The organism is Arthrobacter woluwensis (genome assembly GCF_030816155.1).
Lineage (GTDB): Bacteria > Actinomycetota > Actinomycetes > Actinomycetales > Micrococcaceae > Arthrobacter_E > Arthrobacter_E woluwensis_A.
The window spans coordinates 586344-598902 of sequence record NZ_JAUSXR010000001.1 but is presented as its reverse complement, the minus strand read 5'-3'; the positions used below and the strand labels follow the sequence as shown (position 1 = coordinate 598902).

The 12559-nt window shown below is 70.0% G+C and carries 9 protein-coding genes; 5 read left to right on the top strand and 4 right to left on the bottom strand.

Translation table 11 applies throughout. The features are described 5' to 3' along the window. The first annotated feature begins 442 nt into the window (after positions 1-442). The 4 genes from QFZ52_RS02705 (at position 443) to QFZ52_RS02690 (ending at position 4859) form a co-directional block, all read left to right on the top strand. Positions 443-1159: an N-acetylglucosamine kinase gene (locus QFZ52_RS02705; protein WP_307496105.1), complete on the top strand. Its 717-nt coding sequence runs from the start codon at positions 443-445 to the stop codon at positions 1157-1159. Continuing rightward, the gene (gene murQ, locus QFZ52_RS02700; protein ID WP_307496104.1) at positions 1143-2087 is read left to right on the top strand and encodes an N-acetylmuramic acid 6-phosphate etherase; all 945 of its coding nucleotides are present in this window, start codon (positions 1143-1145) and stop codon (positions 2085-2087) included. The genes QFZ52_RS02705 and murQ overlap by 17 nt, the downstream gene beginning before the upstream one ends. A gap of 286 nt (positions 2088-2373) precedes the next feature. Next, entirely contained in the window at positions 2374-3456 is a 1083-nt protein-coding gene (locus QFZ52_RS02695; RefSeq protein ID WP_307496103.1) for a hypothetical protein, read from the top strand. Between the two features lie 50 nt (positions 3457-3506). Next, positions 3507-4859 (top strand): MFS transporter, encoded by a 1353-nt coding sequence (locus QFZ52_RS02690; protein WP_307496102.1) that lies wholly within the window; start codon positions 3507-3509, stop codon positions 4857-4859. 170 nt (positions 4860-5029) lie between these two features. Here QFZ52_RS02690 and QFZ52_RS02685 read toward each other — a convergent pair whose 3' ends face one another. The 4 genes from QFZ52_RS02685 to QFZ52_RS02670 form a co-directional block, all read right to left on the bottom strand. Next, positions 5030-7639, bottom strand: coding sequence for a phosphatidylglycerol lysyltransferase domain-containing protein (locus QFZ52_RS02685; RefSeq protein WP_307496101.1), 2610 nt, complete (start codon positions 7637-7639; stop codon positions 5030-5032). A 54-nt stretch (positions 7640-7693) separates the two neighbouring features. Beyond that, positions 7694-9001, bottom strand: a complete 1308-nt coding sequence (locus QFZ52_RS02680; protein WP_307496100.1) for an alpha/beta hydrolase — start codon at positions 8999-9001, stop codon at positions 7694-7696. Positions 9002-9084: 83 nt separating this feature from the next. Then, positions 9085-9657, bottom strand: a complete 573-nt coding sequence (purN, locus tag QFZ52_RS02675) for a phosphoribosylglycinamide formyltransferase (RefSeq protein WP_307496099.1) — start codon at positions 9655-9657, stop codon at positions 9085-9087. A gap of 75 nt (positions 9658-9732) precedes the next feature. After that, positions 9733-11100, bottom strand: a complete 1368-nt coding sequence (locus QFZ52_RS02670) for a cell division protein PerM (RefSeq protein WP_307496098.1) — start codon at positions 11098-11100, stop codon at positions 9733-9735. Positions 11101-11247: 147 nt separating this feature from the next. Between QFZ52_RS02670 and QFZ52_RS02665 the strand changes: the two genes are divergently transcribed. Further along, positions 11248-12543: a glycosyltransferase family 4 protein gene (locus tag QFZ52_RS02665; protein ID WP_307496096.1), complete on the top strand. Its 1296-nt coding sequence runs from the start codon at positions 11248-11250 to the stop codon at positions 12541-12543. Positions 12544-12559 lie beyond the last annotated feature (16 nt).

Sequence of the window (12559 nt, the reverse complement as noted above, 5' to 3'; positions counted from 1 at the left end):
CAAGGCAGTTTTCAATCTTGTTCACACAGGGTGCGTCATCCTTAACAGTCTGTTGCCCGCGCGGGAGCAGCACTAGTGTGGGTGTTCATGACAGTGTTTCCGGATCAGAGCGACCTTCAGGACCCCGCGTCCGCCCGCCTGCCGGGACATCTGCCCTCCGACTCCGCCGCCCTCGCGACCCAGCCGGTCGCCGAATCCGGGCCCGTGCTGATCGCCGACATCGGCAAGAGCCGCTGCCGCCTGGAGCTCCGGAGCCATCCCACGGAGGGCTCGGAGGTTCTCGCCTCCACCGTGCTGGAGGGGTTCCCCGGACTGGCCACGGCCGGTGGGGTCAACAACGCCTTCCTCATGATCACGGACGGTTCCGCACATCTGCGCATCTCCGAGGCGGACGGGACGCCGCTCCCCCTGGCCCAGCGGCATCGGCGCCGCCATCGCGGGCGTGGCCTCGGACGAAGCCGGCTCCCGCGAGCTCGCCCACCGCCTGGCCGGGCACTTCTCCGTCCCGGCGGCCGTCATCTCCGACGCCACCGCGGCCCACCTGGGAGCCTTCGGGTCCTCCCCCGGCGCGGCCGTGATCATCGGCACCGGGGCCGTGGTCTTCCGCTTCGACGACGAGGGCACACTGCATCGCGCCGACGGCTGGGGCCCGCTGCTCGGCGACCGGGGCAGCGGCCGCTGGATCGGCCAGGAGGGCCTGTCCGCCGTGCTCGAGGAACTCGACGGCGGCCCCGCCACCCTCCTCTCCGACCCGGACGGCCTCCCCGTCCCCGTCCTCGATCTGCCCGGGTGGCTCGGATCTGTGAGCAATCCGTACCGCGCCATGGGGTCCTTCACGCCCCGAGTCCTCGACGCCGCCGCGGCGGGCGACACGGTCGCACTCGGCATCGTGGACCGCGCGTGCGCCCACGTCGCCCGGTCCGTGGGACGCGCTCTCGCCTCCGGACCGGCCAGCCATGCCGGGGATCCTTCCCGTCGCGTCGCCCTGCTGGGCGGCGTGAGCGAGTCACCCCTGTTCCGGGACCGCCTCACCTCGGCCCTCAAGGGCATCCAGGCCACCGTCGTCCCAGCGCTCGGGACCGGCCTCGACGGCGCCGCGCTCGCCACCCAGCCGGATCTCCTCCAGGAAAGGTACATCTACCGTGACCAGCCAGCCTGAATCCCAGGATTCCCTCGCGGAACTCCGCGCCCAGCTCCAGGGCCTGTCCACGGAGGCGGCCAATCCTGAGCTGGGTTCCATCGACACCATGAGCACGGCGGAACTCGTGACGGCGATGAACGGCCAGGACGCCCTCGTGGCCGCCGCCGTGGAGCGCGAGCTGGACTCGGTGGCCGCCGCCGTCGACGGGGTGTACGCCAAGCTCGCCGCCGGTGGACGGCTGATCTACATCGGCGCGGGCACCGCCGGACGCGTCGGCGTCCTGGACGCCAGCGAGTGCCCTCCCACCTACGGCACGGATCCGGCCATGGTGGTCGGCGTGATCGCGGGCGGCCCCCGCGCCATCCGTGACGCCGTGGAGAACGCGGAGGACGACGCCGAAGCCGGTGCCGCTGACCTGGCTGCCCTCTCGGTGGGGGCCGGGGACGCCGTGGTCGGCATCTCCGCATCGGGCCGGACCCCGTACGTGGTCGGCGCGCTGGAGGCCGCACGGGCTGCGGGCGCCTTCACGGTGGGCCTGGCTTGCAACAGGAATTCGGTCATCGGCGCCACCGCGGAGGTGGCGATCGACGTGGAGGTCGGGCCGGAATTCGTGGCCGGGTCCACGCGGCTCAAGTCCGGCACCGCCCAGAAGCTCGTGGTCAACATGATCAGCACCCTGAGCATGGTCAAGCTCGGCAAAACCTACGGCAACATGATGGTGGACCTCCGGGCCACCAACGCCAAGCTCCGCGCCCGGTCCCAACGGACCGTGCTGCAGGCCACCGGCTGCTCCGTGGAGGAGGCGTCCCAGGCACTGGACGCCGCCGACGGGTCGGTGAAGCTGGCCATCCTCATGGTGCTGACAGGCCTCGACGCCGCCGCCGGCCGGGCAGCGCTGGACGCCACCGGCGGGCGGCTCCGCCAGGCCGTCGCGCAGGCCTCCTGAGGCCCGGCCACCGATGGGCAGGTCTCCGGGTGACGGGGTTCAGGAAGACGTGGTTTCGGAAGACGGGGTTTCGGAAGACGGGGTTCAGGGTGTGAGGGTTCCGGGCGTCCCTCCGGGCACAGGAGCACAGGACGCACGAGTTCAGGGCGTAGGAGTTCAGGGCGAAGAGACCTCGGCTGACGGGCCTCCAGCCTTCGGGACCCCGGCGTCCAATGCGCAACCGTTCAGTTCCCAGCCACCCGCCGACCCGCGCGCCTTCACCCCCTACCCGGCCCAGGCCGGGGCCGTGGCACCCCCCGCCTACGGACAGATGGCCGGCGGCCACGCGCCGTCGTACGCGCCCTCATTCCCGCCCACGCCGCCTCCCGCGCCGCGCAAGAAGCGCACCGGGCTGCTCGTCGCGGTGCTCGCGGTCTGCGTGCTGGGCCTGCTCGCCGTCGGCGTGACCGTCCTCCGTCCGGCGTTCACCGCCTCGCCTGCTGCCTCCGCGCCGCCTCGGTTCGTCATGGCGGAGCTGCCCGGGTACGACGCCGCCGTTTCGGAGACCCGCAACACCATCAACCGTTACGCTCTCGCCGCCAAGACCGACAAGCCCGGTTTCCTCCTTCCCGGCACCCCCGCGGGGCGGGCCTACGTCCTGGAGTTCCAGGCGGACCTCGCCGAACGGCTCGCCACCCTCCAGAAGATGGGCGAGCGCAGCAGTGCGGACCGGGCGGTCCTGCGCAAAGACCTGAACGCCCTGCTCGGGACGGTGCGGACGCTCGAGAAGAACTACCTCGCCCAGGCTCCCCTGGGCCGCAAGGGCCAGTTCAGGGATCCGTCCACCGGCAAAGCCCACCCGTTCACGGGCGTGGCGTCACCGAAGGCGGAGAACGCACGGCTCGAAGCGCTCGCACGGACGTTCGTCGGGGAACCGGATGCGGAAGGTTCCTACATCCCGTCGGCCGAGCAACTAGTGCGGAACTTCGGGCTCTCGGTGAACTGGGACTTCGCCCAGCTGACGAAGAGCTGTCCGAGCACCAAGAAGAATGATCCGGACGTCGTCGCGGCCTTCTGCACGGCCGCTCCCCGCCTGATCTACGGCAACAGGGACACCACCGGCGCGGCGCAGGTGTTCTACTCGCCCGTGGTGGTGAGCGTGATGAAGCACGAACTCTCCCATTACCGGATCACCCAGATCTGCGGGACGCCGGTCCCTTCGCGGGCGGGCGACTCCGTGGAGGCCGTGACCAACTCGTACGCCGTGCTGTTCCTCGGCGCGTCGTACGATGATCTCCAACCGTTCGAAGGCAGCCCCCATCCGGAATACCGGATGACGCCCCAGAGTGACGCCATCGCCAAGAAGCTCCACGCCGGCAGCTGCTCCTGAGCGACGGGCCACGGAGCGGCCGGACGCCTGAAGGAGCACCGAAGGAGATCATGAACAGCCACTCCACCGTCCCCCGTGGTGATGTGCTCATCCAGGAACTGCCCTGGCGCTGGCGCGTGCAAGGGAGGATCTTCCTCATCGGCGGGCTCGGCTTCATGTTCGATGCCTGGGACGTCACCCTCAACGGCATCCTCATACCCCTGGTCGGGAAGGAATGGGGTCTCGGCCCGGCGGACGCCGCCTGGGTCGGGACGGCGAACCTGGTGGGCATGGCCCTGGGCGCGTTCCTCTGGGGCACCATCGCGGACACCCTGGGCCGGAAGAAGGCCTTCACGGCCACGCTCCTGATGTTCTCCCTCTTCACGGTCGCCGGCGCGCTGGCCCCGGACTTCGCCTGGTTCTGCGCGTTCCGTTTCCTGGCCGGCTTCGGGCTGGGCGGCTGCATCCCGGTCGACTACGCGCTCGTGGGAGAGTTCACGCCCGCCAGACATCGTGGCCGGGTGCTCACCGCGATGGACGCCTGGTGGCCGTTGGGCGCGGCGCTGTGCGGTGTGATCTCCGCGTGGCTCGTGGGCACCTGGCACGACTGGCGGCTCACCATGCTGGTCATGGTCCTCCCCGCGTTCCTGGTGTTCTGGATCCGGCGCGGCGTGCCGGAATCCCCGCTCTTCCTCGTGAACAAAGGACGCAACCGGGAGGCGGCCGCCGTCATCGACCGGCTGGTGCGGGACACCGGCGCCTCGGCACGTCCCTACACCCTGCCCGAAGCGCGGCCGCTTTCCCGCCTCACGGCCCGCGGCGTCTGGGACCAGCTCGCCGCGCTCTGGCGCTTCGACTGGCGCATCACCGCCACGTCGTGGGCCCTCTTCCTGACGATCCTGCTGGTGTACTACCTCTCCCTGACGTGGATGCCCAAGATCCTGATCGGCGCGGGCTTCGCGGACTTCCGGGCCTTCCTCACGACCGCCGGAATGGCCGCAGTGGGTCTTCTGGGGGTGCTCGTGGCCGCACTCCTGGTGGAACGGGTGGGCCGGCGCTGGATCCTCGGCGTCACCGGCCCGCTCTCCGGGCTGCTGCTGGTCGTGGTGTCGTTCTCGCTCGGCGACCCGGTGCTCGCGGTCCTGTGGCTCCTGGCTTTCGGGTTCGTGGTCCAGATCGCGATCCCCGTGCTGTACACCTACGTGTCCGAGCTGTACCCGACCTCCCTGCGCGCGAGCGGCTTCGGCTGGGCCTCCACCATCTCGCGGCTCGGAGCCGGTTTCGGGCCGCTGCTCTTCGCCGGGTACTTCTGGCCGCAATGGGGGCTGGCGAACACCTTCCTGGCCGCGACGCTCCTCGTGGTGCTGGCTGTCGCGGCGATGGCGCGCGTCGCGCCGGAGACGGCCTCCCGGCAGCTGGGCTGACGGCTGGCTGAGCTGACGGCTCACGGGGCTGGCCGACGACGGCGCCCCGCCGCTGGCTTCACGACGGCGGCCGGCACGGTCCGCCGGAACGTTCCGGCAGCTCCCCAGCGCCCGCTCCCCGGCGGCCGGCACGCTCCCCCGGCGCCGGTTGCCCGGTCGCCGCAGCGAGCTCAGTCCTTCCGGCCCAGACTCCTGGCCAGGGCCAAGGCCTCGCGGGTCGAGACGTCGGGCAGATAGGCCTTGCCCAGCGCCACACCGATCCCCGGCAGCGCCAGCACGTCCTGGTAAGCCATGGACAGCGTGACGTACTCGGGGTGGAACTTGGCCTTGAAGCGGAACAGCGAACTGAACCCGTACGCCGGTTCCAGGGTCCGGGACAGCCAGGCGAGGAAGGCGTCCATGCCGGCCACCTCCTCCGGCTCCTCGGCGCCGGGCGCGGTCGGCTTGGTGGCCAAGGGGGCGCCGGACAGGCTCATGTAGAGGCACCCCTCGTCCCGCATGTGAAGCGCCGCGGAGGCGATCAGGAACTCCATGACGCCGTTGAACGACTCCGGCGAGCGCCGCATGAAGTCGAGCGTCCAGCCGATGATCTCGCCGTCCTGGTACATGGGCATCCAGGACGTCACGGCTTCGATCCGGCCGTCCTCGGCGAGGGCCAGCATGAGCTTGACCTCGGGATCCCGGAGTTCGTCGAGCCCACCGAGGGTGAAGCCCATCTCCGGCAGCTCGCTCTCGGCGACCCACGCCTCGGAGATCGCGGCGATCTCCGACGTGGCGGCGAACGGCAGCTCGGCCCAGGTGGTCCAGACCGTGGTCTTGCCCTCGCGGACGGCCTTGTTGAGCGCCGTGCGGACGCTCTGCCAGTGCTTGCCCTTCATCGTGAAGTCGGCCGTGTGGACGACGGTCTCCTCACCCACCGACATGTGATGCCAGCCGAGGTCCTCGAACACGGGGAGGTACTGCGGGTGGATCGAATAGAACACCGGGGTCCAGTTGTGTTCGTCGCAGAACGCCAGATACTCCCGCAGGGTCTCCTCGGCTCGCTGCGGAGCGCACACGGGGTCCCCCAGGGCGATCGCGTTGCCGTTCACCACCCGGTACGGGAGAGCCCCTTCGCCGTCCTTGGTGAACCACGGGGTGTTGCCCTCCCAGGTTCCCATGTGGCCCAGCGAGCCGCCGCCGTGGCGCCGCAGCAGCGCACGGAAGGCGTCGGCGTCGTGCGCCGTGGCCAGTCGTGGCGACCTCGAGAGGACCCACACCACCAGGCCGGCGAAGAACACCCAGAAGACGGGCCCGCACCACTGGTAGGCCCAGCTGACGGCGGAGTGCCGCGGCATGACGACGTGCGTGGGCCGCCCCACGAAATGCGGGGGGATGAACCGGCGGGGCGCCTCCAGGATGACCTGCAGGGGGTTGGTGTGCGGCACGATCGCCGCGAGGTTGGCCAGCGCGGAGAAGATGTAGGCGGCGGTCAGCACGACGAATCCCGTGGCGAGCGCCAGCCAGAATCGGCGCACCGCGCCGCGGGGCGCCCGGATGCCGAAGTGCTTCCGGGTGGCGACCAGCATGATCAGGGACCCGACCGGCACCAGTGCCGCCGTGACCACCCAGATGACGAGCTCGGAGGCGTCGAACGGCCGGTGCGACCCTGAACCGCCCTGGGCGATCACGCGGACCACGCCGAACGAGCCCGGCGCGAAAAGCAGGATGGCGGAGTTGACGCTCACGGCCAGCCACCAGCCGAAACGGCGGCCCCGGTACAGGCCCCAGGCCGCGAGTCCCAGCAGGATCACCGGGACGAACGACATGACGTACATCCCGGGTCCCTGCGAGCCGAGCCGCGCCAGCTGCCGGATGCACTGCCGGGTGATCGGCATGTCGCCGCGGCAGACGGCGGTGAGGGTCGAGGGGTCGATCGGGTCGTTCATGAAGAGGTAGGACCCGAACGCGAACGGCGTCAGATCCGTGCTTCCGAGGAATGCCACGATCGGACCGATCGCCGTGACAAGCACGACGGCGGCCACCAGGGTGCGCGTCTCGCGGTGGGAGCTGTGAGGCACCTTGACCGTGAGGGGCTTGCTGCGGGGAGCCAGAAGAACCCCGAGCGGCAGACCGATGAGGACCGCCACCAAGCGGTACAGGTCCTCCGGGTCGCCCGAGTACAGGACGAAGATCAGCATGAAGGCGAACAGCACCACCCGGATGCGGCGGCGCCAGAGCGGGCCCATCGACGCCGTGGCGGCGGCGATGGCGCCGATCACCCCGGTGAGCGGATCCACCGTGACCGCGGTGGACGCCCCGGTGGACCACCATTCCCAGGTCAAGGTGCCGAGCCACTGCAGCAGCACGCCCAGGGTGCCGGCGATCAGGCCCGTCACGAAGAACGCGAGCGCAGCCTTCCGGGTGCCCATGGTCCGTTCGGCCAAGCCGAGGAGCAGCACCGAACCCAGGATCGCCACCACCGTGGCCGTGACGTCCTGCGGAATGAGCAGGGCGGACAGGGGCGTCCACCACTGACCGGCGTCCAGGGTCGTGTCCACGCCGAGACCCCAGGTGGCCTTGACCGCGTTGGAATCCCCGTGGAGCACCGTCCAGCTGAGGATGCTGGTCGTCAGGAAGACCGCGGCCATGAGGAAGGAGAAGGGGATGCGGCGGAAGAAGCCGTCGAGCCACTCCTTGGTGTTCCTCAGCCGGCCGGTGGGTGGCTGAGTCACGGCCTCCGCTGCGGCGCCCGCTCCGTGCGGGGCAGCCTCCGGCGCCGGTGGCTGCTCATCGTTCATGGTTCTCCGCCATTCTGGTGGTGGTGCTGTTCGGGGCGGTGATCAGGGTCCTGCTCATGACGGGGACAGCCCCCAGAGAGGATACAGAGCGCCGAACGCCGCGGAGGCGCCCCCGCCGAAGGCCTTCCCCACGTGCCCGGCCCCGGGCACGGAGAAGAACTGGCTCTTGATCCCCACCTGCCGCGCGGTCGCGATCGAGCGGTGTGCCGCCGCCGTGTAGGCGGGGTCCTTGCTGCCGGCGGTGTAGATGGCGGTCATGTCCGTGTAGCGGCCATGGGCCAGCATGATGTTGCGCGGTTTGACGGCGTCGTACGCCGCCTGATTGCCATTGAAGAACGTGGCCAGGGTCTGGGCGGGCTTCTCCGAGCCCTGGAATTCCTCCCCGGACACGGAGATGAAGCTGCTGAAGTCCTGCGGATACTTCGTGGCGAAGTAGCTGGCGCAGACACCGCCGTTGGAATAGCCCAGGAAACTCCAGTGCTTCCGGTCCTGCATGATGGGCAGATTGGCACGTGCCCACGGCAGCACGTCCTTCATCACGTACGTCTCGACCTTGCCGAGCGGGCCGTCGAGGCACAGCGGATCCTGCGTGGGGTCCCCCAGTTGGTCCACGATCAGGACGATCGGCGCCAGACCGTGGTGCTTCTTGGCGAACGCGTCGGCCACGTCTCCGATGCCGATCGGGCTGGGGCTGCCCGGCTGGCCCATCATCATGAGGACGAAGGGCAGCAGCGGCGGATTCTTCACGCGTGCGGCCGGGGGAAGGTAGAGGCTCGCCCACCGGGCCGGGAACCCGGAGTACCGGGCCGGGATCTGGACGGGCGTCTTGCCCCGGAGGCCCTGAGTGGGCATGCCGACGGGCGCCACCCAGGTCTTGTAGAGCGGTTCCTTCGGGTTGTACTCCCGCCAGTCCGCCTTCGGTGCGATGTGGACCGGGCTGGCGGTGTTGATGTTCAGCAGGGAACCGAGCGTGGGGTTCAGCCCGTACGACGCATTGATCTGGAAGGCCGCCGTCGCGACGAAGACGAGCACCGAGATCACCGCCGTGACGCTGCGCCACCAGCGGCCGCCGCGCAGGTTCACCACGGCCAGCAGGATCGCGGCCAGGGCCGCCGGGAACCAGAACCAGACGTCGGGAAGCAGAGGCTCACCGAAGGTGTTGTCCACGTAGACGCAGTACCAGAGGATGCCCAACCCCAGGGCGGCGCCCACGGCCACGGAGGCCACGGCCAGTACGAACCATCGGAAACGCCACTTCTTCAGCAGCAGGAAAGCGAGCAGGACAAGGCTGATGACCGTCCAGAAAAGGAGGAAACTCGGGGTGATGATCACCGTGTCCAGCACCGGTTTCCAGAATTCCACGGCCACTCCTCAGCAGTCTGCAGCACGCTCCCTGTGAGCGGGCTTTGCAGTCGGTGACCGCTTCCCGTGTGGCGTGCGATTCTTTATAGCAAGCGAGACTGAACGATGTCTGACAGAGTGCTGATGAGTAGCCGACGTTCCACGAGCTTGATCCGTTCGTGCAGCGCTTCTTCGGTCTCGCCGTCCTCGATCGCGACGGCCTCCTGGGCGATGATGGGGCCCGTGTCGACCCCGGCGTCCGCCCAGTGCACCGTGCAGCCCGTGACTTTGACCCCGTAGGCGAGGGCGTCCCGGACGCCGTGCGCCCCCGGGAAGGCCGGAAGCAGCGCCGGGTGCGTGTTGAGGTAGCGCCCGCCGAACGTCTCGATGAACCGGGCCGAGACGATCCGCATGAAGCCCGACGAGACCACCACCTCGGGCTGATATCCCGCGACGACGCGCGTGAGTTCCGCGTCCCACTCGGCGCGGGTGCCGTACCCACGGAAGTCGACCACGAAGGTGTCGATCCCGGCGGCCCGGGCGCGTTCCAGCCCGTAGGCGTCCGCGCGGTCCGCTCCCACTGCGGCGATCTCGAGGTCGAGCTCCCCCGCCTGGACGGCGTCGATGACCGCCTGCAGATTGGACCCACTCCCTGACACCAGCACCACGATTCGCATGAGGTCCAGCTTAAGTCAGGGTCCGGCCAAAACTTTCATGGAGACGGCAGCCGCCCCGCAGCGATCGGTGAGGTGTCAGTCGGCGCTCTTGCTGGCCGAGAAGGACTCGCGCGCGGTAGGGGTAGGGGTGCTCGGGGAGGAGGGCTCATCGTCGTACCCGCTGAGCTGGTGGCGTTCCAGCCAGGGCGCCACCGAATGTCCGATCACGACGCCGACCGCGACTTCGCAGCCGACGTACAGGGCCGTCTGCAGCGGCGGGGCGCCCAGGTGGCTGAGCCGTCCGAGGCCCAGTGAGCCGCTGGTCATCCAGGCGAGCACCAGCGTCACCGCGCCCGTCACGGCGCCGACGGCGGCCGCCAGCACGAGTGTGGAGGCCGGCATCGTGAACCAGCGGGCCTTGACCCTGATGGAGAGCCACTCGTCGAAGTGGTTCTCACCTTCGCGCAGGAACCACCAGCCGGCGAGAACCCCCGCCGCGACGGGGACCAGGAGCGCCACGAGTCCGAACGGCAAGGGACCCGTGGGCAGGGCGGCCAGGACCGGGACGGCCGGGACCGGGCCCACCGCGGTGCCGAGTGCGCCCGCCGTGGAACCCACGCCGAGGGTGATCCCCGCGCCGCTGAGCCACGCCAGCGCGTACACCGTCAGATGGGGAAGATAGCCGAGCTGTCCCAGAGTCAGCGCCGCCCCGCCCGGGATCCCGGCGCCGAGGCCCTCATAGACACTGACCACGTCGGCCCAATGAGCCACCAGGGTGATCGCGAGCATGAGCGCGGCGAGTGAGAGGGCGGCCATCGCCGCGAGGAAGCCGGCGCGCACGACGGTCCACAGGTAGGAGCCGGCCCAGCGCGAATGCTGGCTGGTCCGCGAGATCCAGTCCACGGCTTCCACGCCGATCAGCCGGGACCACGACCGGGACTCGCGCCGCGCTCCGAGCACCAGCCCCAGGAAGACGGGCAGCAGCGGGATGAGCGTCGCCTGGACCAGGTTGATGCGCACGTCCACCGTGCCGCAGACGAAAGCGGTGGCGAAGGAGAAAGCGCCATACACCAGCAGCGCTCCCAGGGCCGCCTGCCAGAGCTGGTCCGAGTAGGAGGCGCGGGCCAGGCGCTTGCCGGCGCGCCACGAGAGACCGAACGGGATCAGCGCCAGCCCCCACGGCAGCAGCGTGAGCGGCCCGCCCAGATCCTGCGAACTGGCGTTCCCCGCGTACAGGTGGACGCTGACCGGGACGCCGTGGATGAGGAGCCAGGCCTGCCCGGCCAGACGCGCCATGAAGTCGGGGCCGGTGGGACCGAAACCGCCAGTCGCCCACACCCAGAGGACGGGCAGCAGCACGAGCAGCGCGGAGATGATCGCGGCCTGCGCCGCCTCGAGCCCGCCTTGCAGCCACAAGGGCATGGGAAGGCCACGGTTTCCGCTCTGGTCTGCACGCAATTTCATCCCTTCCATCCTGCCACGCCGCGGGCTGAGCCGGCGTGAGGCGCCGACGTCGGACGGCCGGGTCCGGACTGCGCGTTAACCGAAGCTTTCCCTTCCGGCCAGCTCAGGGATGCGCCGCGGTCAGGAGCGGCGCGCACCGTGGAAAGCGTGAGGATCGCAATCGTGGCAGAGTCCTTCCTGCCCTTGATGAACGGTGTGACGCACTCGATCCTGAGGGTTCTGGATCATCTTCAGGAACGGGGCGACGACGTCCTGGTCATCGCCCCCTCCTCCGGCGCCGAGGATGCGCCCTCGCAGGTCTCCGGAGCGGCCGTCCACCGGCTGCCCGCGGTTCCCCTGGCCGGCTACACGAACGTCCGCGTGGCCCTGGGAGGTGTCAACCGGGTCAAGAGAATCCTTGCCGGTTTCGCCCCCGACGTGGTGCATCTCGCCTCCCCGTTCGTGCTCGGCTGGCGCGCGGTGCAGGCCGCGCAGCAGCTGGGGATCCCGACGGTCGCCGTGTATCAGACGGAGGTCCCCGGATACGCCGCCCGTTACGGGGTGCCGTTCCTGGAGAACTGGGCCTGGCAGCGCGTGGAGGACATCCATGTGCTCTCCTCCCGCACCCTGGCGCCGTCCACCTTCGCCAGGGATCAGCTGCAGGGCCGCGGCATCCCGCGGGTCCACCTGTGGCGGCGCGGCGTGGACACCCGGCGCTTCCATCCCTCCAAGCGCGACGACGCGTGGCGGCGTTCGGTGGCCCCTCACGGCGAGCGCATCATCGGTTTCGTCGGCCGCCTCGCTGTGGAGAAACAGGTGGAGGACCTGCAGGTTCTGGCGGACCTGCCCGGAACCCGGCTGGTGATCGTCGGCGAGGGGCCTCAGCGCGAGTCGCTCGAAAAGCTCCTGCCCGGTGCCGTCTTCACCGGGTTCCAGGGCGGCGAGGATCTGGCCCGCCTCGTGGCCTCCTTCGACCTTTTCGTCCATCCCGGCGAATTCGAGACGTTCTGCCAGACCATCCAGGAGGCCATGGCCTCCGGAGTGCCCGTCGTGGCGACCGGCAGGGGCGGCCCTCTCGACCTCGTGGACAATTCCCGGACGGGCTGGCTGTACCAGCCGGGTGACCTCGCGCAGCTCCGCGGGCATGCCGCCGATCTGCTGGGTGACGACGTCAAGCGCAGGGCCTTCGCCCGCGCCGCGCTGCAGAGTGTGCAGGGCCGGACCTGGGAGGCGATCGGCCGTGAACTCGTGACGCACTACGAGGCCGCCCTCGACGCCGGGGTCCCCCACCCGCCTGCCCCGACGCCCGCCCTGCGCGCGGCGGCCCGCGAAGGAGCGGTCCGTTCCTGGGCGCGCTCGCTCGTCGAACCGCCCTCGGCGTTCCGCAGTCCACGGACACAGACGGCGGCGGCGCCGGCGCCGTGGGGCCCGCAGCGCATCGCATCATCCAAGAAGAACCGCTGAGAAGCACTGAGAAACA

Excerpts from the sequence above, each read along its gene's own strand:
- QFZ52_RS02690 (WP_307496102.1), top strand. The coding sequence starts at position 3,507 with ATGAACAGCCACTCCACCGTCCCCCGTGGTGATGTGCTCATCCAGGAA.
- QFZ52_RS02670 (WP_307496098.1), bottom strand. The coding sequence starts at position 11,100 with ATGAAATTGCGTGCAGACCAGAGCGGAAACCGTGGCCTTCCCATGCCC.
- QFZ52_RS02685 (WP_307496101.1), bottom strand. The coding sequence starts at position 7,639 with ATGAACGATGAGCAGCCACCGGCGCCGGAGGCTGCCCCGCACGGAGCG.
- purN (WP_307496099.1), bottom strand. The coding sequence starts at position 9,657 with ATGCGAATCGTGGTGCTGGTGTCAGGGAGTGGGTCCAATCTGCAGGCG.